The sequence below is a fragment of the Brevibacillus sp. BD137 genome (assembly GCF_041644655.1).
GTDB classification, from domain to species: Bacteria; Bacillota; Bacilli; order Brevibacillales; family Brevibacillaceae; genus Brevibacillus; species Brevibacillus brevis_D.
The window spans coordinates 141,403-164,271 of record NZ_JAOTNO010000002.1; the positions used below are offsets into that span (position 1 = coordinate 141,403).

Annotated in this window: 21 protein-coding genes and 1 pseudogene; 16 read left to right on the forward strand and 6 right to left on the reverse strand. The window is 42.0% G+C overall.

Going from position 1 to position 22,869, the window contains the following annotated elements; all coding sequences use genetic code 11:
• Window positions 1-107 precede the first annotated feature (107 nt).
• On the forward strand, window positions 108-698 hold the full coding sequence (locus ODZ53_RS04275; RefSeq protein ID WP_372676057.1) for a M15 family metallopeptidase: 591 nt from the start codon (window positions 108-110) through the stop codon (window positions 696-698).
• Window positions 699-879: 181 nt separating this feature from the next.
• On the opposite strand, the gene ODZ53_RS04280 is transcribed toward ODZ53_RS04275, so the two are convergent.
• Window positions 880-1,602 (reverse strand): C40 family peptidase, encoded by a 723-nt coding sequence (locus tag ODZ53_RS04280; RefSeq protein WP_372676058.1) that lies wholly within the window; start codon window positions 1,600-1,602, stop codon window positions 880-882.
• Between the two features lie 147 nt (window positions 1,603-1,749).
• Here ODZ53_RS04280 and ODZ53_RS04285 point away from each other — a divergent pair, with 147 nt between their 5' ends.
• The 3 genes from ODZ53_RS04285 (at window position 1,750) to ODZ53_RS04295 (ending at window position 4,399) form a co-directional block, all read left to right on the forward strand.
• The gene (locus ODZ53_RS04285) at window positions 1,750-2,436 is read left to right on the forward strand and encodes a response regulator transcription factor (RefSeq protein WP_064199512.1); all 687 of its coding nucleotides are present in this window, start codon (window positions 1,750-1,752) and stop codon (window positions 2,434-2,436) included.
• A gap of 12 nt (window positions 2,437-2,448) precedes the next feature.
• Window positions 2,449-3,816, forward strand: coding sequence for a sensor histidine kinase (locus ODZ53_RS04290; RefSeq protein WP_372676059.1), 1,368 nt, complete (start codon window positions 2,449-2,451; stop codon window positions 3,814-3,816).
• Between the two features lie 136 nt (window positions 3,817-3,952).
• Window positions 3,953-4,399, forward strand: coding sequence for a hypothetical protein (locus tag ODZ53_RS04295; RefSeq protein ID WP_372676394.1), 447 nt, complete (start codon window positions 3,953-3,955; stop codon window positions 4,397-4,399).
• 84 nt (window positions 4,400-4,483) lie between these two features.
• Here ODZ53_RS04295 and ODZ53_RS04300 read toward each other — a convergent pair whose 3' ends face one another.
• Window positions 4,484-5,380, reverse strand: coding sequence for a LysR family transcriptional regulator (locus ODZ53_RS04300; RefSeq protein ID WP_372676060.1), 897 nt, complete (start codon window positions 5,378-5,380; stop codon window positions 4,484-4,486).
• A gap of 129 nt (window positions 5,381-5,509) precedes the next feature.
• Between ODZ53_RS04300 and ODZ53_RS04305 the strand changes: the two genes are divergently transcribed.
• The 3 genes from ODZ53_RS04305 to melA all read left to right on the forward strand — a co-directional run bounded on the left by ODZ53_RS04305 (window position 5,510) and on the right by melA (window position 8,525).
• Window positions 5,510-6,193, forward strand: coding sequence for an MOSC domain-containing protein (locus ODZ53_RS04305; protein WP_372676061.1), 684 nt, complete (start codon window positions 5,510-5,512; stop codon window positions 6,191-6,193).
• A gap of 131 nt (window positions 6,194-6,324) precedes the next feature.
• Window positions 6,325-6,894, forward strand: a complete 570-nt coding sequence (locus ODZ53_RS04310; protein ID WP_372676062.1) for a cupin domain-containing protein — start codon at window positions 6,325-6,327, stop codon at window positions 6,892-6,894.
• 329 nt (window positions 6,895-7,223) lie between these two features.
• Window positions 7,224-8,525: an alpha-glucosidase/alpha-galactosidase gene (gene melA, locus ODZ53_RS04315; RefSeq protein ID WP_372676063.1), complete on the forward strand. Its 1,302-nt coding sequence runs from the start codon at window positions 7,224-7,226 to the stop codon at window positions 8,523-8,525.
• A gap of 51 nt (window positions 8,526-8,576) precedes the next feature.
• Here the strand turns inward: melA and ODZ53_RS04320 are convergent, their stop codons facing one another.
• The gene (locus ODZ53_RS04320; RefSeq protein WP_372676064.1) at window positions 8,577-9,473 is read right to left on the reverse strand and encodes an AraC family transcriptional regulator; all 897 of its coding nucleotides are present in this window, start codon (window positions 9,471-9,473) and stop codon (window positions 8,577-8,579) included.
• 134 nt (window positions 9,474-9,607) lie between these two features.
• On the opposite strand from ODZ53_RS04320, the gene ODZ53_RS04325 reads away from it, so the two are divergent.
• The 6 genes from ODZ53_RS04325 (at window position 9,608) to ODZ53_RS04350 (ending at window position 17,157) form a co-directional block, all read left to right on the forward strand.
• On the forward strand, window positions 9,608-10,858 hold the full coding sequence (locus ODZ53_RS04325; RefSeq protein ID WP_372676065.1) for an ABC transporter substrate-binding protein: 1,251 nt from the start codon (window positions 9,608-9,610) through the stop codon (window positions 10,856-10,858).
• 20 nt (window positions 10,859-10,878) lie between these two features.
• Window positions 10,879-11,835 (forward strand): carbohydrate ABC transporter permease, encoded by a 957-nt coding sequence (locus ODZ53_RS04330; protein ID WP_372676066.1) that lies wholly within the window; start codon window positions 10,879-10,881, stop codon window positions 11,833-11,835.
• 22 nt (window positions 11,836-11,857) lie between these two features.
• Window positions 11,858-12,685 carry a carbohydrate ABC transporter permease gene (locus ODZ53_RS04335; RefSeq protein ID WP_064199504.1) on the forward strand — a complete coding sequence of 276 codons (828 nt, stop codon included), beginning with the start codon at window positions 11,858-11,860 and terminating at the stop codon, window positions 12,683-12,685.
• 25 nt (window positions 12,686-12,710) lie between these two features.
• Window positions 12,711-14,471, forward strand: a complete 1,761-nt coding sequence (locus ODZ53_RS04340; protein ID WP_372676067.1) for a glycoside hydrolase family 36 protein — start codon at window positions 12,711-12,713, stop codon at window positions 14,469-14,471.
• Between the two features lie 125 nt (window positions 14,472-14,596).
• On the forward strand, window positions 14,597-16,417 hold the full coding sequence (locus tag ODZ53_RS04345; RefSeq protein WP_372676068.1) for a PAS domain S-box protein: 1,821 nt from the start codon (window positions 14,597-14,599) through the stop codon (window positions 16,415-16,417).
• Between the two features lie 107 nt (window positions 16,418-16,524).
• Window positions 16,525-17,157, forward strand: a complete 633-nt coding sequence (locus ODZ53_RS04350) for a YczE/YyaS/YitT family protein (RefSeq protein ID WP_372676069.1) — start codon at window positions 16,525-16,527, stop codon at window positions 17,155-17,157.
• Between the two features lie 452 nt (window positions 17,158-17,609).
• Here the strand turns inward: ODZ53_RS04350 and ODZ53_RS04355 are convergent, their stop codons facing one another.
• Window positions 17,610-18,548, reverse strand: a complete 939-nt coding sequence (locus tag ODZ53_RS04355) for a helix-turn-helix transcriptional regulator (RefSeq protein WP_372676070.1) — start codon at window positions 18,546-18,548, stop codon at window positions 17,610-17,612.
• 125 nt (window positions 18,549-18,673) lie between these two features.
• Between ODZ53_RS04355 and ODZ53_RS04360 the strand changes: the two genes are divergently transcribed.
• On the forward strand, window positions 18,674-19,123 hold the full coding sequence (locus tag ODZ53_RS04360; RefSeq protein WP_372676071.1) for a VOC family protein: 450 nt from the start codon (window positions 18,674-18,676) through the stop codon (window positions 19,121-19,123).
• Window positions 19,124-19,447: 324 nt separating this feature from the next.
• On the opposite strand, the gene ODZ53_RS04365 is transcribed toward ODZ53_RS04360, so the two are convergent.
• On the reverse strand, window positions 19,448-19,885 hold the full coding sequence (locus tag ODZ53_RS04365) for an Lrp/AsnC family transcriptional regulator (protein ID WP_372676072.1): 438 nt from the start codon (window positions 19,883-19,885) through the stop codon (window positions 19,448-19,450).
• A 142-nt stretch (window positions 19,886-20,027) separates the two neighbouring features.
• On the opposite strand from ODZ53_RS04365, the gene ODZ53_RS04370 reads away from it, so the two are divergent.
• Together ODZ53_RS04370 and ODZ53_RS04375 are read left to right on the forward strand one after the other, a co-directional pair.
• Window positions 20,028-20,609 carry a DJ-1/PfpI family protein gene (locus ODZ53_RS04370; RefSeq protein WP_372676073.1) on the forward strand — a complete coding sequence of 194 codons (582 nt, stop codon included), beginning with the start codon at window positions 20,028-20,030 and terminating at the stop codon, window positions 20,607-20,609.
• A gap of 252 nt (window positions 20,610-20,861) precedes the next feature.
• Window positions 20,862-21,494: a LysE family translocator gene (locus tag ODZ53_RS04375; RefSeq protein WP_372676074.1), complete on the forward strand. Its 633-nt coding sequence runs from the start codon at window positions 20,862-20,864 to the stop codon at window positions 21,492-21,494.
• 611 nt (window positions 21,495-22,105) lie between these two features.
• Here ODZ53_RS04375 and ODZ53_RS04380 read toward each other — a convergent pair.
• A pseudogene (locus tag ODZ53_RS04380) lies at window positions 22,106-22,465 on the reverse strand (LysR family transcriptional regulator substrate-binding protein); the annotation flags it as partial.
• Window positions 22,466-22,869: the final 404 nt, after the last annotated feature.

The following is a 22,869-nucleotide window of genomic DNA, read 5'->3' on the forward strand; positions in this document are numbered from 1 at the left end:
AAATGATTTAAGGAAAACTTTATCTTTTGCCCATGTTTTCATTTATCATTGCCTATTATCATATTGAAAAAAGAATAAAGTGTGTTTGAAACATGGAGGAAATGGAAATGAAAAAGCGAGTTCTCTTACTAAGTATCCTTTTATTGCTACTGGCTTATCCATTTTTGCAACCTATTGTAGAGGACGTATGGCAAAAACAGCCGGTTGCTACAGCCATGCCGAAATACAAAGAGATTCGCGTTGAACAAGACCAGATTTATCAGGGTGATCTGTTACTGGTCAAAAAGAACAATCCGATCCATTCAGAGGCGGTGCCATCCGATGTGATCCTTTTGTCTTCGCACAACTATTTAGTGGAGGGCTATCGCTTGCAAGATAATTCCATTGAATTGTCTGAGAACGCAGCGAAGGCGTTCAACGAGATGGTCCATGCAGCAAGCAGGGACAATGTAAAGGATTTTATGATCAAAAGCGGCTATCGAAGCTTGGAAAAACCGGGAAAACTGGCTGAAGAGAAGGGACATGACGATGATGTATTGCCAGATTGTTTTAACGAACATCATCTGGGTACTGCCTTGGACGTTGCATCCACACAAATGAAAATCGACCAATCCCCAGAAGGAAAGTGGCTACAAGAAAACGCCTGGAAATACGGGTTCATTTTGCGTTATCCGAAGGAAAAGTCCAGTGGCGACTAGCATCATGATACAAGTGCCGACCAATGGGAAATATGTCCTTTCTGGCGACAATCATGGAGGTGTTATTGTGACAGAGTTTTTGTAGTTTGCAGAGATTGAATCAGGCCGCTAGTTTTGAAGAGATATGAAAAAGGCTGCTGTAGCTCTCAGCAAGCCTTTTTTGTTGAGTCCAAGAAAATGATTAAATCACACGTCTTCCAACCTCAAAACGTTTTTCCCAGGAAGTTCCCTTGAAATTGGTTGTTGTAACTCCAGGTTTACCGTACGTATGCAGCAGCTTATTGTCCCCAGCGTAGATGGCAACATGGGTAATGCGAGAAGACGAGCTGCCGTAGCTGTGGAAGAACACAAGATCTCCTTTTTGCAGTTGATCCTTCGAGACTTTTTGACCGACTTTAGACTGTTGACGTGAGTCTCGTGGCAGACTTACTCCGACCTCTTTAAACACTCGCTGTGTAAAGGAAGAGCAATCAAATGTACGCGTTGTTTTTTTACTGGAACCAAATTTATAAGGGACGCCTTTATACTTCATTCCTTCTGAAATGACCTGATCAGCAATGTCGGAAGAGGGAGCCGTTTTACTAACTATCTGTTTATTCTGGCTGCCATCAGTGGTGCTTTCCTCAGTGGCAGTCAGGTCGTTATTCATACCATCTTGCACCATCTGACCATATTGCTCATTATCAATCTGTTCCATGCTCTGATTTTCAACTGATTTTTCGATAATCTGCTGCAGGTTCTGGTCATACTTATGTTTTTTCTGATGGTTATCCTGATTATGTGCAGTAGTGGAGTTGAGACCTGTCTCAGAAGCCGCGTAGGCTTGTCCGCTCATGAGAAGAGAAGTTCCCATTAGAATAGCTACGACCGTAGTAGTGGTACCCTTCCAGGTTCGCTTTGTCATGATGTTCCTCCTTCTGAATGGTTGATCATGTTGTGTGTTCCTCATCCACGGTCTTATCGTACACAACAAAACTAAGATTCCCGGTAGAATTTCATGAGAGTTTCCTGAGAAAACTGTTGGTAAGATATTCAAACGGAGATGATATCCATGCCTACGCCAGATGGAAAAGGCTATTTGCTGCTTGTTGAAGATGAACATAACTTGGCAAGATACTTACAATTGGAGTTGGAGAATGAGGGATTTTCGACGGATATTGAATACGACGGACTTTCCGGATTAGAAAAGGCACTGACGATTGAGTACGATCTCATCCTCCTGGATGTCATGCTGCCTGAATTATCGGGGATAGAATTATGCCGACGAATTCGGGAAACCAAAGATGTCCCCATTATCATGATCACGGCTCGTGGAGAGGTTCCGGATATCGTGACGGGATTAGACAGTGGAGCCAATGACTATCTGGCAAAGCCGTTTGCCATCGAGGAGTTGTTTGCCCGGATTCGAGTCTTATTGCGTCAGCGGGAATCAAAAGCAAACCAGGAGATAGTGGTTGGCCGATTGCGTATCCAGCCCAACGCGCGGCGAGTGTTCCTCGATGAAGAGGAAATCATGTTGACCCCACGCGAGTTTGATTTGCTTTATTATCTGGTTCAAAACAAGGAGCAAGCGGTCTCGCGAGAGCAAATTCTCACAGCCGTTTGGGGGTTTGACTTTATGGGGAATACCAACATCGTGGATGTGTATATCCGGTATTTACGGAACAAAATTGAAAGTGATCCATCCGTGAAGCTGATACATACTGTTCGAGGAATCGGCTATACATTACGAGATTAAAAGGAGAACGCAGTGCTTACACCTCGCAGATACTCACTCAAATGGAGACTGACACTGTTTTTTAGCTCTGGCATGTTGGTCTTGCTTCTCTTTTTGTCCATTTTTATTTTTTTCAGCACCTCTAATCTCGTCCATCAACATGAGCAAAAATTACTCAATCAGAAAGCGACGGCCATCGCAGCCGATTTGAAAACGGAAATCACCGAAGAAGCATCGTTGAAGATTCCCTACCTGACGCGTCTGTTAACCAATTACGCTGACGTCAATCAATCCATTACCATCAGCGATCAAAACGGCAAGGAAATCGCATCGATACAGGGAGCCAATTGGAGAAAAGAGCCGGAAGACTATTATGAAAGGACCTTGGTCGCGAAAGAGCCTGTACAGCTGCCGTTTACATCCGAGCTTTTGTTTGTGCAAATTTCTACTACGACAGAGGCGCTTGAATGGTATTTTTCGATCTTGCTCACGATTCTTTTTCTCTCGTCCTTTTTTACTTTGCTTCTTTCGGCGATTGGAGGCTACTGGTTGAGTAACTGGGGACTGAAGCCTCTCGATCATCTTATCCAGCAAATCCATTCCATTTTCCCTCAACGTCTCTCCCAGCGAATTCACCATCATCACGTAGAGACTGAAATCTACGAGCTAATCCATGCCTTTAATCTGTTGTTAGATCGTATGGAAGAAGCAATGGTCTATCAGCAGCGATTCGTCACAGATGCCTCCCACGAATTGCGAACACCGCTCTCGATTATTGAAGGGTATGTAAGTCTTCTGCAAAGATGGGGGCAGCACAAACCAGAAGTAAGGGACGAAGCACTCGCTGCTGTGGAGCAGGAGTGTAAACGACTTTTCAAACTCATCGATGACCTGTTGTCGCTAGCCAAATTGCAGCATGCCTCACAAGTAGGCTCAACGAAAGTCGTGCAGCCATTAACTCCTCTGTTACTGGAAGTAAAGCAAGCATGGGTACCCATTTTTCCTCCACAAATTAAGCTGCTGTTTGAATGGGAAGAAGCTCTTGTCCTTTTCATGGATCGAGAGCGGATTCGACAGTTATTGGACATCCTTTTGGACAATGCCCGGAAATACACAGATGAAGGACAAGCGAGGGTACGAGCATACGGGGATGAAGAGGCCGTGCACATTGTGGTAGAGGATACGGGGATCGGTATTCAGGCAAAGGAGATTCCCCATCTTTTTAAACGATTTTATCGCGTAGACAAATCCCGTACGCGAAAAAGGGGAGGAAGCGGGATCGGTCTGGCCATCGCTCAAGCAATTGTCGCAGATCACGAGGGAAGCATTTCCATTGCTCCTTCCGCGGAAAGAGGCGTGATTGTTCATGTTTTGTTGAAAAAAGCGGGGATGGATGAATGACACGAATGATGAACGATGGGGCTCTGTGGGTGCAATCCAGAGCCTTCGTTTCTCATAGTGTTCTGGTTAATGAACCTGTAAAATGAAAGGGAGTCAATACAAAGAGTCATTCTTGACGGAGGTGCTCAAAGTGGGAATGTCCCATAAATACATACATAGCAAAATCGGAATACGCCAAGATCAGATGAAGGGTTTTCAGCATCCCCAATATGTCATTACAATCAATGACATCACTTTGAATGACTATTTGAATCAAAATACGCAGAGTCGTTCTTTTGATTTATTGGTTCCACCTATCGGGCTTTTTAATAATCGGGATCAGCAAAAAGTCCTTGAATTGCTTTCTTTTATAAATGTAGCTCTTCCTATTTTAGTTTGTTCGGATGACATGGATTTCTCTTGTACAGTTGTCGCCACGAATGTAGAGGAGGGGGAGAATTACATCATTTGGAAAACGTTCGGATATGGGGTGGACATGTCAAAACCGATCCATGTTCCGCCATTAACCTTCGAAAAAGACGTGTATAAAGAATTTATTGAAGCGTTCAAAGGTTTTATTCAAAAGGAATGGATGACTAAATAATGATAGGCATTTCCTATCGAAATGATAACAACGATGCTATTGAACAATGATTCCCCTCGTCATAAACTGATCTTGACTCCCGCATCAGCGAAGATCATCGCGTTTTACCGTGGCAATTAACTGCTCCATAAAAACTCGGCTTGCCGCACATAAATACTTGTTTTTCCGGTAAACGATACCGATTTGCGCTGTGATATTTGGCTGTTGGATTGGAATCGTGCGAATCCGTTTATCATCGATATAGTCGAGGTAGCCTTTCGAAAGAACCGTGACACCGACACCTTGCCCGACCATATTCGTAATCGATTCCATTGTGGTCATCTCCAAAACAGGCTGTGGCGAGAAGCCCAGCTCCTTACATCTTTCGTCAATCAACTGACGCAAAAAGTACGTGTTGGGCAATAAAATGGAGGGGGTTTCTTTCAAAATCGCAAGGGAAACAAACGGTTCCTTCGCGAGCGGATGATCCACAGGTACGCCAATGGCCAGATTTTCTGTATAGAGCGGAATGGTTTCCAGATCGTCATGCTCCATCGGTAAAAAAACAATCCCCAGATCGAGTTCGTTTCTCAAAAGTCCTTCATAAATATCACCAGTTCTCAACCCGAGAACAGACAATTCTACCTTCGGATAGCGCTGGTGAAACTCGATAACAGTAGGCGGGAGCAAGTAATTGACAACCGTCAGCAGTACGCCAATCTTTAATGCGCCTCTGCTTAAGCCTTGCAGCTCGCTAATCGCTGCGCGTGCCTGTGACAACTCATGAAACACCTGATAGCTATGGTGAAGCAATGTTTTGCCTGCTTCCGTCATAACCGTTCGTTTGCCGATGCGATCAAACAAAGGCATGCCGATTTCATGCTCAAGCAGACGGATTTGCTGACTGAGGGAAGGCTGCGCAATGCCCAATTTCTCAGCTGCACGAGTAAAATTTAACTCCTGGCACAGTGCCATAAAGTATTCTAATTGCTTGAGCTCCAAAAAGACCATCCCCCCGGCGATTTATGAACGAACAATAGGATTTTCCTATTATTATAAGATAAACCATTATGAAATGATATGAATGTAGTGTGCCATGCGCACTTCCAAGAAAGCATGAGGTGATCGCTTGTGAAAATCGAAATCCTATCGATAAATGTAGGGAAACCCAAACAGGTACAGTACCAAAACAAAGAGGTCTCTACCGGCATTTACAAAACCCCGACCACAAAAGCTCTTTATTTATCCTTTTTGAACTTGGAGGGAGATGGGCAAGCAGATCTTGTCCATCATGGAGGGAAGGAAAAGGCTGTATGCGTCTATCCCTATGAGCATTATCCATTTTGGGAGGCCCAATTGCAGAGGGAACTTCCAATCGGTGCATTTGGAGAAAATCTGACGATCCGGGGATTGGTAGAAACGGATGTTTGTATCGGTGATACCTTTCAGCTAGGGGAAGCGGTCGTGCAGATTAGTCAACCGAGACAGCCCTGTTACAAATTGTCTGTCCGTTACGGTGTACCTGAAATGTTGGTTAAGGTACAAGAGACCGGCTATACTGGTTATTATTTTCGCGTGCTAAAAGAAGGGCTTGTATCTCATACGGATGGATTAATAAGACTTTCTTGTCATTCAAAAGCGATAACGGTCTCTTATGCAAACCGAATCATGCATCAAGAAAAAGACAATATCGATGGTATGAAAAAGCTATTGGAAGTAGAGGAGCTGTCCTCAAATTGGCGAGCGACTTTTACCAAACGATTATCCGGCGTGGAAATTGATACTCGTGAAAGGCTGACAGGCAACCAATCATAACGACAGTATTGGCAAGGAAGAATGTGATCGTTGTGAAGAACCAGCTGAAATTGCTCTTCAGAATAGTTACCTGTCATCAGGTAGCCACATAGGCTAAAGGGTAAATCCTTTACACTGGAGAGGAGATCGAGATGTACAACAACTATTACCATCACTATCAATGGTACTATCCCATGCTTGCCGGCTGGAATAACAACCATTTTCACTATGGTTGGAGTCCTGATTATTACAGCTGGAGCCATGCGAATGGGAATCGATACTGGAATCGTTATCAGAATACCATCGAATTGAGAGATTATGGAGCAAAGCCTTTTGTCGTGAATATTGAGCAAGCCACAAAGCAAAACAACACATTCCGTACGGCATTATGGACTGGGAAGCACTTGCAGGTGACGCTAATGAGCATAAATGTTGGAGACGACATTGGTTTAGAAAATCATCCGAATACAGATCAATTCATCCGAGTGGAAGAAGGTCAAGGGCTGGTTCGGATGGGCGATCGCCAAGATTATTTAGATTTTGAACGAAGAGTTAATGATAACGATGCCATCATGGTTCCCGCGGGCACATGGCACAATATTATCAATACAGGTAACACGCCGCTTAAGGTATATTCTATCTATGCGCCACCTCAGCATCCATTTGGGACCGTTCATGAGACAAAGGCCAGTGCCATGGCTTCTGAGCAAAGCCCTCAATAAGAATCGAGCTAATAGAAATGGTGCTAGTCATCACAGAAACCACCTCCAGAAATGGTCAGGTGGTTTTTCTGTTTGGACTTAAGCTTGTCTTACATAATCCGACCTGTATTCACCTTGAGGCAGCGACTCAAAAAAATTGGGGAAGGTATGGCGAGCACGCTTCTCATTCCCTGGTCTGGAACTGGCATGTATACAGCAATTTTTTACCGTTGGATACGGTTTTTTTACCCTTGCTGGTGACTTTTCGCTCCATTACGCTAAGAATGTACAAATCATACCATTTGATGAATCCCAATATCTTGCATTGCAAATCCGTTAGGGGGGTAGTCATGCCAAAAATCACTTTTTTAGGAGCGGGAAGTACTGTTTTTGCCAAGAATGTATTAGGAGACTGCATGCATGTTTCTGCGTTAGAAGGCTCTGAGTTTGCCCTATACGATATTGATCCCCAAAGGCTAAAAGACTCTGAGAGTATGTTGAACAATTTAAAGGAAAGTACAGGTAGAGAGGTGACGGTCAAAGCCTATACCGACCGAAAGGAAGCATTGCGCGGAGCGAAATACGTGATAAACGCCGTACAGATCGGTGGTTATGACCCTTGTACCATTACCGACTTCGAAATCCCCAAACGTTATGGTCTACAACAAACGATTGCAGACACCGTGAGTATTGGTGGTATTTTCAGAAATTTGAGAACAATACCAGTATTACTTGATTTTGCACGTGATATGGAGGAAGTTTGCCCGAATGCCTGGTTTCTCAACTATACGAATCCCATGGCTGCATTGACGGGTACATTGCTTCGTTTTGGCGGGATTAAAGCAGTGGGGCTTTGCCATAGTGTCCAAGTATGCGCACCTTATTTACTACAGTCACTAGGAATGGAAACAGACAATCTTCAGTATAAAATCGCGGGGATCAACCATATGGCATGGTTGCTGGAGATAACGAGAGATGGGGTAGACCTGTATCCGGAGATAAAACGGCGTGCAGCGGAAAAACAGAAGGCCAGACACGATGACATGGTTCGCTTTGAGCTCATGCTTCGCTTTGGTTACTATGTGACAGAATCCTCCGAACATAATGCGGAGTACCACCCATACTTTATAAAAGGCAGATATCCAGAGCTGATCGAACGCTTTCATATTCCGTTGGACGAATATCCGAGACGCTGCGTAGAACAAATAAACAAATGGACAGCCATGCGAGAAGACTTGGTAAACAACAAGCAAATCAGTCACGCTCGCACCCTAGAATACGCATCATACATCATCGAAGCAATGGAAACGAACAAGCCATTTACGATAGGTGGTAATGTTTTGAATACTGGAAGACTCATCAGCAATCTACCGGAAAAGGCTTGTGTAGAAGTCCCTTGCCTGGTAGATGGAAACGGTGTTACCCCTACGTATGTTGGGGAACTTCCTGAGCAGTTGGCCGCTCTCAATCGCACGAACATCAATACGCAGCTTTTGACAATTGAAGCAGCTATTACAAGGAAAAAGGAGCACATTTATCATGCAGCACTGCTCGATCCTCATACCGCTTCAGAATTATCCATCGATGACATTGTGTCTTTATGCGATGATTTAATTGAAGCCCACGGGGAGTGGCTCCCGCAATTTTCATAACAAGGCAAATAACAACCCGACAGCTTTTTTGTCGGGTTTCTTCCTGTTCATTTACTCGATCAGAATATGGGTGGTCGGCAAGCTGTTTTTGCATTCTCGAAATTGACCGGGGGATGTCCCAATGAGCTTTTTGAACACTTTGTTGAAATAGTTGGCATTTGCGTATCCGATCGCCAGTGCAATGTCATTGACGGAGAGGTTCGTTTGGGTAAGCAAATCCATTGCTTTTTCAATCCGAAGCTTGGTGATGTATTGAAGGGGAGTCGTATTCAAATATTCGCGAAATAGATTGATGAGGTAGTATCTAGATAATCCTGCAGCGTTTGCGATGTCTTCCAGCGATATGGTTTCCTTGTAATGAGCTTGGATAAAACAAACGGCTTCCGAAATCCGATCCGGTACCTGCTTGCTAGGATTATCTATATTTTTCATAAATCGATAACACTCCATGACGAACTCATATGCTTTTGCTGAAGAACAGTAAAGATCAGTCACGCGTTTTTCACAAACTTCCTGGTAAATCTTGAGCAAAAGCTGGACGAGCTTCGCTTCTGGTGGAATCGATAAGACAGGCCCCCCGTTCGCTTGTATGTACTCCCAGCATTCAGTAGCTTGGCTGCCAACAAGCGTGATGTAAACAAATTCCCAGTGATCACTTTCTCCGGAAAAATAGTATCGATGACAGCTAGGTACTTCCACCAGAAAGGTTTTTCCTGCTCGTAATGGGTATGACTTTTCCCCGATATCCAGTCGTCCGCTCCCCGAGATGGTGTATTGGAAGACATATGTCCCGACATCGCTTCGATTTAAGCCATCCCAATTGTAACTGGCGGAAGTTTGCCTTTGCCATCCAATTGACCAAATATTGGCTGTTTCATTTCGAGAATCATCCTGAAAACGAAAGCCGTAGCTTCCATAGTTGTTTTTCTTACTGATCAAATACAGCAATATATTACCCTCCGATCACACTTTATTACGATTGATAGCCGTTTAAGCGGGATTTAAGATTAAAGTAACATGTTTTATCAGAAAATTCACTACATATTAAACGCAACAATTTTTTATCCCGAGGAGGAGACTACATGAAGAAATTCGTATCGACCATCGTTTGCGTTCTATTACTTTCCTCAATTTTTGTATCCGCTTGCAGCAATGAAATGGCTTCACCCTCGTCGAATCAGGTTACGCTTCGATTCGCTACCTGGGACACTGGGGAGAGCTTGAAGTATGAACAGGAAATTGCGAAGCTGTTTGAACAGAAAAACCCCCATGTCAAAGTCCAAGTGGAATCCTATGCGGAAGGATATGACGATAAAATTGCCGCCTCCTTTGGTACGAAAAACCCGCCGGATGTGATGTATATGTGGAATTATCCTACCTATTATCAGTCTCTTCTGCCCATGGATGATTTACTCGCAAAGGATACGGCTGCCAAGTCCATCACGGAGGACTTCTATGAAAACATCTTTAACTACCACAAGTTTGAAGGGAGCTCGTACGGATTACCCGTTGGCTTTGTAACCCGTGTCATTTACTACAATAAAAAACTTTTCGATGAAGCAGGCCTTCCTTATCCAACAGAAGGGTGGACATGGGATGATTTTCGTTCGGCAGCTAAACAGCTGTCCAATCCAGCTAAAAAGCAATACGGGTTTGTCTTGAAGCAAAAAGACAATTCTTATGCCTTCCAAGAGTTCGTCTGGAGCAATGGTGGAAATTTCATCAGTCCGGATGGGAAGAAGCTGGAAGGGTTCATGAACAGTCAAGAAACAAAAGAAGCGATCTCCATATTTAGCGAGCTGATTAAAGACGGAAGTGCCATCGTCGTGGAAAGAGACAGATACACAGAGAGCTTTAAGTCAGGCAAAATCGCTATGATCGAAAACGGCATTTGGCCATTGGAGGGATTTAAAGAAGCGGGGCTCGATTTTGGTACGGTGGAATTACCCGCCTTTCCTGGAAAGCCGGTAAAAGGCGTGATTCATTCGGCGGGAGTATCCATAGCAAAGGATACCAAGCAACTTGAGCTTGCGTGGGAGTTCGTCAAATTTTTTGTCTCTACAGAGGGAGCCAAAATACGGAAGGGCGACATGCCAGCGCTAAAAAGTGTCGCCAAGGAAACAAAAGTCGCAGAAGACCCATTGCGCAAACCCTTTTATTCCATGTTAGAGAAAGGCGATGAGGTACCGGCTTTCCTTCTCCATGCAAAATGGAACGAAATCGATAAAAATCTGGATTATGCCATTTCATCTGTTTTACTCGGAAAAGATCAGGCAGGCGACGCCTTGGATAAAGCCGTGAAGGTTTCAAATCAGTTCGTTGAAACGAAGTAACAAAGGGGCGATTTTGCAAGATGATTTCGACCAATATGCAGACGAGAGAGAAGAGGGAACGAATCGAGAAAGTTGCTGTTTCACAAAAGAAAAGGCTCGGGAATCTCACACCCTACCTGTTTATCTCCCCATGGATCATTGGTTTTGTAGCCTTTACACTGGGACCTCTTTTGTTTTCGTTCGCCATCAGTTTCTTTGACTATCCAATAGTCGGTACTCCCCAGTTTATTGGCTTTGACAATTACGTGCAGATGTTTACGAATGATCCGGTTTTTTGGGAGTCCTTAGGGGTTACCTTCAAGTTTGCTGCGATTCTGGTTCCGTTAAATATTTTGATATCGTTGCTGTTGGCTCTTCTATTACATCAGAATGTCGGAGGCTCCTCCTGGTATCGAACGATCTTTTATCTTCCGACAGTTATTGCAGGAGTTTCGCTGTCGCTTATCTGGGCCTGGGTCTATGACGGAGAATACGGCCTTCTGAATTATATTCTGTCATGGTTCGGCATTGAAGGTCCGCGTTGGTTAAGCGATCCGGAGTGGTCACTCTTTGCCATTGTTTTTGCGGGATTATGGGGGCAAGGTGTCATGATGCTGGTTTTTCTATCTGGACTGAAAAACATCCCCAAAGAATTGTATGAAGCAGCAGAGATAGACGGTGCTGGAGTCTTTTCCAAATTCTTCTCCATCACTCTGCCCATGCTCAGCCCAACTATGTTGTTTAATCTAATCACAGCGGTCATCAGTGCATTTCAGCAACTTACGTTTGCATTGGTCATCACCAAAGGCGGGCCGTTGCGGTCGACTTATTTTTACGCCATGTACGTCTATGAGAACGCATTCCGTTATTTTAAGATGGGGTACTCAGCGGCAAATGCCTGGTTTATGTTCCTGATCATTTTGTCACTGACTTTTGTATTGTTCAAAACATCGAAAACCTGGGTGTATAACGAAAATGAAAGGAAAGGGAAGAAATAAACCAAAAGTAGGGGGAGGTACGATGATTCAACCCAATCGTGTTTATAAATGGATGATTCACTCCGTACTATTTTTTTTCAGCTTTTTATTTCTTGCTCCATTTATCTGGATGTTTTTGACGGCTGTCAAGTCACCTCAAGAAGCGTTTGTTTATCCACCCGTATGGTTCCCTTCCGAATTTCATTTCAGCAATTTTCTGGAGGCGTGGAACAAGCTGCCGTTTACGACTTTTTTGCTCAATTCCGTGATCGTGACAGGGCTAGGCGTGATCGGACAATTACTCGCTTCGTCCCTTGTTGCTTATGGGTTTGCCAGATTTGACTTCAAGGGGAGAGATACGTTATTCATGATTCTTTTGGCATCTATGATGATCCCCTGGGATGTGACAGCCATTCCTCAGTATATTGAATTTAATGCGCTCGGTTGGATCGATACATTGCTGCCTTTGATTGTCCCGACGTGGTTTGGAAGTCCTTTTTTTATCTTTTTATTCAGACAATATCTGTTGACAATCCCAAAAGAACTGGAAGATGCCGCACGAATAGATGGCGCCAACTCCCTGCAAATCTACTTGAAGATCATACTTCCGTTGATGTCTCCAGTGCTTGTAGTGGGAGGCGTGTATCAGATGATCAATTCCTGGAATGATTACCTCGGCCCATTGATCTTCTTGAACGATCAAAGCAAATATACGTTGACGCTCGGCCTGATGCAGTTTAAAGGGATGTTCGATGTGGATGTCATATCCGTCATGGCAACGACTCTCTTGATCTGCGTTCCTCCCATCTTTGTGTTTTTCCTAGCTCAACGATACATCATGGACGGAGCATCTACTACCGGATTCAAGTAAATCAATCATAAAAAGGAGGAGGAAGATGGTTCATCATATAGAGGCATATCATGATTCTGTGCTTCGGGTCAAATTGCAAAACGAATGTACTGACGGTGATATCTCCTATGTACATGTCGTAATCGAATCAGATGAGGAAATTTCGTTTCCGCAGGTTCAACTCGCATGGCATTACCCCGCGGTCAATATACAAGCGTACTGGCATCCTGGCAGTTTTCGCAACAAAAGTCTCGGAGTCGATTGGAGTAAAGGCTTTTCCTCCAAAGGTACGGTTGTTGCGCCTGTTGGTTGCTTTCTCAGTTCAGATGGACGTAATCGCCTCGCTATTGCTTATTCCAATGCAATCGAGACTGTCAACTTTAACATGGGCATCCGTGAAGAGGACGGAACGATTCGCTGTCAAATCACGCTTTTTTCGGAGCCTTCCAAACCGATGAAAAGGTATGAGGGAACCATTCGTATTGATCAAAGAGACATTCCTTTTGAACAAGCGATTCAGGCCATATCCTATTGGTACGAGAGCATGGATGCCTATCGACCATGTATGATACCCAAAGCGGCAACATTCCCGATGTATTCTACATGGTATTCTTTTCATCAAGAGCTCGTAGATAAAGAGATCGAAGAACAGTGCAGAATGGCAAAAGAGATCGGATGCGACACCGTAATCGTGGATGACGGATGGCAAACAACCGATAACCAAAGAGGATATGCCTATTGCGGGGATTGGGAGGTCGCTCATCAAAAGATCGGCAACATGAAAGCACATGTGCAAAAAGTACAGGCTATGGGAATGAAATACATCTTGTGGTATAGCATGCCTTTTATCGGTTTGCATTCGAAAGCGTGGGGTACCTATAAAGATAAGCTGCTGGTTTATCGAGAGCATCTGCAAGCAGGTGTTTTGGACCCAAGATATCCGGAAGTCCGGGAATACTTGATTTCCACTTATGAAACTGCTCTGAACGAATGGGGCGTCGATGGCTTCAAGCTGGATTTTATAGATGAGTTTGATTTGAACAAAGCGAATGACAAAGCCCTCGAAAAAGATGGGAGAAGAGATTTTGACTCCGTTCAAGAAGCGGTTGAATGCTTGCTTGAAGGAATCTTCGCGCGGTTACACGCCAGGAAAGCTGATGTCATGATTGAATTTCGTCAAAAGTATATCGGTCCCTTTATGAGAAGGTTTGGCAACATATTTCGGGTTGCCGATTGCCCGAATGATGCCGTTACCAATCGGGTGGGGACGATCGATTTGCGGTTGTTCTCCGGTAACACAGCTGTTCACTCAGATATGTTGATGTGGAGCCCGGAAGATACGGTTGAAAATGCGGCCCTACAGCTCATTAATGTTTTGTTTGCGGTTCCACAGTTATCGATGCGCTTCGAGAAATTACCGCCGGAGCATATCGAAATGACAAAGTTCTGGTTGAAGTTTTGGAGAGAAAACAGAGACGTGCTTTTATTTGGAGAGTTACGTGCAGAAGCTCCCGAGTTACTCTATCCGAATGTTCAAGCGCGAAATTCATCGAAAGTAGTCATGGCAGTCTTTGGTAGCCCATACGTGAAAGTGGTTGAGCCAGGCAATAAAAAGCTATTCATTATGAACGGGACACTACACCAAGAGCTGGTTTTGGATGTAGACAGAGAGTTACCTAACAGAGTAGTAGAGATTTATGATTGTTGCGGAAACCTGGTGTGTATGGCTCCGTTGGCAGTTCAGAAGGTGCCACATCGTCTGAAGGTAAAACCGTCGGGATTAGTGATCCTTACATGTTTGAAATGATCGATGCCGCTCCTATTCAAGGGGCGGTATTTTTTTAGTGGGATAGATATTTTCTCAAGGATATTTTCAACGGGCATAGAATAATAACATTATTCACAATCTTCGTTTAAGGAAGGTATAAACCTATGGATAAAGAAGCTCAGCGAATCGACCTTAGACAAGAACAGTTCAACATGAAAGAGCTGCTTCAGTCACTGGTTGAAACCACTACAGACGCGATTTCAATTAGGGACATGCAGGGTCATATACTTTTTGTGAATAGTGCCTTTGAAAAAATCTACGGTTGGACATATCAAGACCTCCTGAATGACCCGTACTGCCTCGTACCTGAAGATCTCATTCACGAGACAAAGGAAATTTTCCACGAGATTAAATTTGAAGGAAAAAATATTACGGGCTATGAGACCGTGCGTCAACGAAAAAATGGTGAGATCGTTCAGGTTGGTTTAACTGCTTCGCCTATAAGGGATACAGAAGGTACGATCGTAGGCACTTCAGTCATCGCCAGAGACATAACAGACCGAAAAATGGCGGAGGAAGCACTCGTGAAAAGCGAGGCAAAGTACCGTATCCTCGTTGAACATACGAGCGATGTTATTTGTCAGTATGATGTGCACATGAATAATCTTTTTGTATCTCCTTCTATCGAGCACCACTTGGGATACACACCGGATGAATTTCTACAAACGAATAGTTTTGATCACATTCACCCCGATGATGTCCCTATCGTGAAAGATATACGCTCCTTCATTTCGACGAATACCCAAAATGTTCAGATGGAGATCCGATTACGGCACAAAAATGGATCCTGGGTGTATTGGGAGTCGCGTTGTGTACCAATCAGGTCTGAGAACAATGAGGTTGAAAGCTTCCTATTCGTTTCACGCAATATCACCGAGCGAAAACACTCCGAAGAAGCCTTGCGCAAGAGCGAGGAACAGTATCGATTCATTGCTGAACACACGGCTGACTTCATTTCCGTCATAGATAAATACGGTCACGTATTGTATAGTTCACCTTCCCATGTGAAGAAATTAGGGACGAGCCAAATTATTTTTGAAAACATACATCCAGAAGATGCAGCACTCGTCTGTGAGCGATTTTCCACGATGATTCAATTCGATATCCCGGTTACATGTGAGTATCGATACAAACTCGAAAACGAGAAATGGATCTACCTTGAATCAAGAGGGATGCCGTTTTTTAGCTCAGATGGCGGAAATCAATACTTCATCAACATTACACGTGACCTAACAGAGAGGAAGCAAAACGAAGAGCTTCTCCGCAGAACAGAGAAGTTGTCCGTAATCGGTGAATTGGCCGCAAGTATCGCGCACGAAATAAGAAATCCGCTTACGGCATTGAAAGGCTTTATCCAATATTTGCGGCCAACACTATCGGGGGGAGCCACTTATACAGACATTATGTTGTCCGAGTTAGATCGAATCAACTTTATCGTGAGTGAGCTACTTGTGTTGGCCAAGCCGCAAACGCTGAATGTGAAGCAGATTCTTTTACACCCTCTTATTGAAAGCGTGGTAACGTTTCTGGAATCAGAAGCAAATCGAAACAACACTTCGATCAACACAATATTCAGCGATATTCCGATAGCGATTAAAGGAGAAGAAAATCAAGTAAAACAAGTCTTTATCAATCTATTGAAGAATTCCCTGGATGCGATCACGTCAAATGGCACAATTAGCATAGAAACCACATGTCTACCGAATAACCAAGTGCGGATTCGCTTTACCGACAATGGATGTGGCATTTCCCAAGAGCTGCTGCCCAGACTCGGTGAACCTTTTTATACTACGAAAGAGAAAGGAACAGGCTTAGGTTTACTTGTCAGCAATAAAATAATGAAAGATCATCAAGGAACCATCAACATCTCAAGTGAGGTCAACAAGGGTACCACCGTGGAAATTATGTTTCCCATTTCGAAATAGGAAGGTGATCCAAATGAATTCGCAAATCGCTATCAAAAAGGTAGCTTACTCCAAATCCCCACCTACGTGTGCTGAGAAAGCTAGAATCATTAGAGGGGGAGAAAATCATGTGGAGGAAGTTTCTGCTTCATCCGATTGCAGTTCGATACAGTGTGTTTATGATCGGACTGGCGGTAATGGCGTTTGGTATTGGCATGATGATTGAGGCTCATCTAGGTGTTGCGCCGTGGGATACACTGCATATCGGATTACAAAAGACATTTGGACTGACCATCGGCATATGGTCGCAGATCGTGGGAGCCATGATCATTCTCGCTTCCTACATCATTGGCAAGATCCGGCCGAACGTGGGTATGTTTTTAAACATGTTTTTCTTCGGGCTGTTTATTGACGTATTCATGTGGCTGAACTGGATTCCTACAGGTAAGACCGTTCTCGAACGAGTTATTTTGTTCGCTGCCGGTCTGCTCATCTATACGATCGGAACAGGTATGTATATTTCACCGCGATTGGGAGCCGGTCCACGTGACAGTTTTATGTTAGCTTTACATGAGCGAATGGGATGGGGGATCGGTAAAGTCAGGATCGGTATAGAGTGCACAGTCATGGTGCTGGGCTTGTTGCTTGGAGGGCCTGTTTCGGTGGGAACTTTTGTGACGGCCCTTGCCATTGGACCGCTTATCAAGCAATTTATTCCGATGTGGGAGCGAATTTTGGCAAAATCGTACGGAACGGCTTAAACCAGAGAAAAAGAAAAAGGGTGCTCAAGTGAAGTACCCTCAGCCTGTTGATAAACCTCAACAGGCTTTTTTATTCATTTCAGCCCTACAGAAGATAGTGAAGGAGAGGGGAATAAACTACATTGACCCTACCCCCATTTTCCGGCAGGACAACATTCAATTCGATGAAGACGGCTCTCATTTTATGAAGGAAGCAACGACCTCCCCAAATCGAATGGGTGCTAGAACGATGCCATCATAAACAATGTACCGGCAAGCCTTTTTTTATTCGATGTTGATGTTGAAATATTGCTCCCCAGAGGTATTGCTACTTTATGGATAATTTTACTTGGTGGTTTTTTCTATATTCATGAGGAATGACGGTTACGATGCAAAAACGACTTGCGGCAACCTTGGTATCATCGAATCTACTAAAATCACTATTGCATTTGAGAAAAGGTACGTTCCTCGTTTTATAATGTTCGGTAGTGATGCAAAAGCTGCTCGACTCTTTCCTGGATCAGTTGTTTCAACGATTCAGGCTTCATTGATATAACATGATTGCCATACTTCATAAAATAATCAGCTATGAACGCCTCTTCTCCCGGATTATAAAATCCTGAAATGACTGTTCGATTACCATTTTCGATTTTCATCGAAGGAAAGTGTTCTTTATAGAAAATATCCTTCGCTTGTTCTAAAACTTCTACTTCAAATTCAATGCTAGTCTTGGAACGATAAATTTCTAATGCACGGCTAATGAGCTCATCGACAGAAAATGGAGATTTCATGTTTTCTTCCGCTATAGCGGTTATTCGATCGCATCTGAAAACTCTGTATTGATTCGAATAGAGCTCTATCCCGGCAGCATACCATTGACCAAACTTGGCGGAAATTTTGAAAAATTGAACACGGTGGCTTTTTTTCTTATTATTTTTCGAATAATGAATCGTGCAGCTGCTCTCGTTCAGAATGCTTTTTAAGATTAGATCCAAAAATCGGCTGGCATGACGATGCGTGTACATTTCAAATTGCAGCACTTTTTTCATTTTGCGAATTTGCTCGATTTGCTTTTGAGAAAGACAGCTTTCAAACTTTTCATTGAGTCGATTCACGCTTAAATGAAAAGGTGTGGATTGATACGATTCTAATGTCAACATGGCAAAGTACAGCGCGTACACTTCATCCATCGTAAACGTAATAGGGGATAACAACCGATTTTTTAAGATCCCGTATCGCCCATGTCTCCCATGTTCCGCAAAAATAGGCATACCTAATTGTTCTAATGAATCAATGTCCCGCAGAGCCGTACTTTTTGAAATCTTATATTTTTCCTTCAGGTCATTCAAATTAAAAAATTCCCGGCCGTTTAAGTACCGGATCATGTCATTTAATCGTTCTGATTTATTCATCGTACCGTCCTCATAAAGGTGTCATTAATTGATACCTTTATATACTATAATAAACTCAAGGTAATAATAAACTCAAAGTAGATAAAAAGTTACCTGACATAATGACGAAAGAGGAGTCGAATCCCATGAGTGCAACACTAGAAGTAGCGATTTTCTTATCCATGAATGGAAGAGCGAAAGAAGCTATAGATTTTTACAAAAAGCATTTTAACGCAGAGGAATTACTGCTTGTTACCTATGAAGACATGGCAAAGCGCGACAGCACTTTGCAGCTTACTGATGTAAATAAGCATTATATTTCCCACTCCGTTTTATCCATCGGAAAAACGAAAGTAATGCTGGCGGAAAATACAATGGATGTCAAAGAAAAATATGTAGCTGGAAATAACTTCTCCTTGTGTATTCAAAGTGGGGACTTGGAGGAAATCGAGCATTTTTACAAGAGTTTGATTACGGATGATAGAGTAAGGGTCATTGTACCTTTATCCAGCAATGTGTTTAGCAAAGCATATGGAATTATTGAAGACCCATTCGGTATTCAAATTCAGCTTATGTATGATGATCGGTTGCATTGAGAAAGCAAGAACGATGATCGCAATAAAAAGCAGTTGCCGTCCCGGGCCCCGGGTATCTGGTCGGTCACTGCTTTTTTCATCGGCCAAACAGGGGGATTCGCCGGGAATAAAGAGTATACTCAAATGCGTGTAAAGGCGGTAAAGAAGTTGAATTCATCTACTAAATCGATGGCTGCCGCCAAAGGGGGACCATCAGAAATTAATGAAACGGGTAACGTGGGTTGTAGCGCTTGGCGTGTTGCTCAACCCGTTGAACTCATCCATGATTTCTGTTGCGCTTCTGAAAATTGAGTAAGCAATCGTTAATTGATTATGCCAGTATTTTTATTCTTCACTAATAAAGGGAGCAATTATTTTTTTTTCATAAGAAGATAACACGATATTCGTTGATGGCGTACCATATTGCATTGAATCATCAATAAATTGTTCTAAACTTTCTACAGAATACGTTGCTAATTTGACAATATAGCTAATTTCCCCTGCTACTCTGTAACACTCAAGTACATCTGGATGATTATAGCAAAAGTTAGCTAATGATTTACAATCCGTTGATTTAAACAATATAAGTGCAGAAATTGGGCGGTTTATTTTTTTTAGTGAAACATGTGCATGGTATCCTTCAATAATTTGTTGTTCCTCTAACTTCCGCACTCGCTCAGTTACTGAAGGAGAAGATAAGTGAACGGCTTCTGCTAAATCTTTCATTGAAATTTTTGCATTTGACTGTAGTAATCCAATGATTTTTTTATCAATTTGATCCATAAATTATCCAACCTTTTTTTATAAAGTAGAATAACCTAAATTCTTTATATAATAAAGCCGAACAATCGAGTATCCTTATTGAACTTATTTATCAACCTTCTCTACTTGTATAAAATAAGGATATCAGGAGGTGTTTACGATAATGAAAAAGGTTTTATTATTATTAGCTGACGGATTTGAAGCAGTAGAAGCTAGTGTATTTACAGATGTACTAGGTTGGAATAAATGGGAGGGAGATGGATCAACCGAGGTCGTAACAGTTGGTCTTCGGAATAAATTAACCTGTACTTGGAATTTTACTATTATACCCGAAAAAACGGTTGATGATATTCAATTAGATGAGTTTGATGCACTAGCTATTCCAGGAGGGTTTGAAGAAGCTGGTTTTTATCGGGATGCATACAGTAGAGAATTCTTAAATGTTATTCAACATTTTTATGTCAAGCAGAAGCCTATTGCCAGTATCTGTGTTGCATCATTAGCGCTTGGTAAAAGTGGAATTCTTACAGATAAAAAAGCCACCACATACAGTCATCCAACGAGTAGACGAAAAGAGCAGTTAAGGAATTTCGGTGCAATAGTCCAAAATGATTTAATTGTTCAAGATGGAAATATTATTACATCTTCAAATCCAGGTACAGCTTTTGATGTTGCATTTTTATTACTTGAAAAACTAACATCTAAAAAGAACGCTAAACATGTAAAGGATCTTATGGGATTTTAGGAATTTATCTTTAACAAAGGGGTACTTTGTGAGTTCTTGGAGCTTGCTAGAAGTAATGTGAAAAATCGCCATACTATAGCTCTATTTGTTGAATCAGAAGGAAAAGAAGAATAGTTTGAATATTACAATAATTATCCTAAAATACCTTTTTGCTGATATCTCACATGAATTAAAATAGGAAAAAAAAGTAAATGTCCTTTTCATGCACAATTAATGAAAAGAATAGTAAGTGACTAAAATAGGAGAATTTTTATGATTGTAACACTTTTTACTTATATATTGTTAGGTTTAGCTTTAGCAATACCTGCAGGTGCTATGACTGTCCAAATGACTAAACAAGGAATGAGAAATGGTTTCGTACATGGTTGGTTTGTAGGTTTAGGAGGAATGACTGTAGATTTATCTTTAATAGTCCTGATTTATCTAGGGTTCTCTAGTGTATTAACCAATTCATGGGTAGAAGCAGTTATGTGGCTACTAGGTTTTGTGTTTTTAATGTTTCTTGGAATAGAAAGTATTAAAGAAGCAAAGTCAGAGGTTAACGTAGAGGGTAAATCTTTATTAACAGCTTATTTATCTGGTTTTATGATTGCTATATCACCGGCTAATATTGTATTTTGGATAGGGATCTTTGGTCCGGTTCTAGTTTCTTCATTAGGTAATGCAAGTACATCTGCATTTATTATAATAGCGGTAGGTATTTTATTAGGTATCTTTATGCATGATATGGTCTTATTAGGCTTTGTTCATTTTACTAGACGTTTTCTAAATCCAACCTTTATTAAATGGATATCTATATCTGCCGCAATAGTACTATTCGGATTTAGTGGTTATTTTGGTTACGAGTTTATAAAACAAGTAATTACTTTTATCTCAAAAGCATAATCTTATAAACTTAAATAGGGTGGGACGCAGCGTAATTGTAAATATGTTATATTACGCAGGTAAATCCTCAGGAATTCGTTGATCCCTGAGGGGAGTTAAATTCCCTACACGTAGCCTTTAGAAAAAAACGACCTCCACTATAATTGGCGTTGTATGAGCTTAGCTTGATAGCGATGGGGTGCCACACACATTTTAACGAAAATATACGCTAAGTAAATTTCCACATAAAAGAAGCCGAATTTTCTACTCTAAGAAAATTCGGCTCCAATTCGTTATAAGTTAGTTGCTACTATGTTTTCTTCATATTCTTTCATTATTTTATAAAAAGTATTTTTCTTGAGATTTAGCTAGTGCAATTCCTTCAGCTTGTCGCTGTCGATTTTTTTTTGCGCTCTTTATCTGCTACACAGGAAAGTGTCTTAACGTTGAATTTCATACAGTACTCATACCTATCTCCGACCTATCTGATTTTTATAATCCACGATAATCGTAAATTAACGGAGGATGTTCATCGTCATCAGTCGTCATGTGCTTCACAATAAAATTAGCATCATTTATTTAATATTCTTTTATGAATGGCTCGTCTGGTTCAAAATACTCCTTATCAACAACTACAAGCTGCCTTTCCATAAGTTCAGTAGCAAACAATTTATAAATAAATCGGTAAAACCCTTCAAAACAGAGTTCCCGAAACAATAGTTGCACCTGTACCTTTCCGAACCAAATTCATTATGGCATCCATAATATTTGATTTCAATAACTGGTTGGATGGTGTACCCCATTGCTTTGCTTGTTGCATCAATTAGTTGTCTGCACTTGTAGTTTTCAGGGAATAATACAAGAGGAAGTTCCAATGTCTCTTTAAAGTTAATGCTCTCGCAATTGGTAAAAGGATGATCTTGTGAAACAGCAAAGTAAAGTTGATCTTCATAATAAGAAGATTCTTGATAACCGCTCATCTTTTGGGGGAGGTTCGTTAAAGCAAAATAACCTTATTTTGGAGTGCACTCTCCACGATATCATCGGATTCGATAGTTTGAACTTGAATATCGGGGTTTTCTTGATGAAAATGCAAAAGAACAGTAGACGCTAGCTGACTCCTCTCACCAGGCAAGGCGCTGATCTTTAACTTTCTACGTTTTATGTTCTGAAGCTGTTTTATTTGTTCCCTTGCACTTTGGAGGTTGGATTACGATCTGACAATGTTCCTTCAAGATGCTGCCCGCTTTTGTGATTGAGACTTTCTTTCCAATCCGGCCAAAGAGAGGTACCTTTACTCCAAGCTTAATTAAATCCATCTATTATAACCATCGAAACAATGATATTGATCTATTATTTAGGCAAGCATATATTGTGGATGAGACTTATCCTTTCT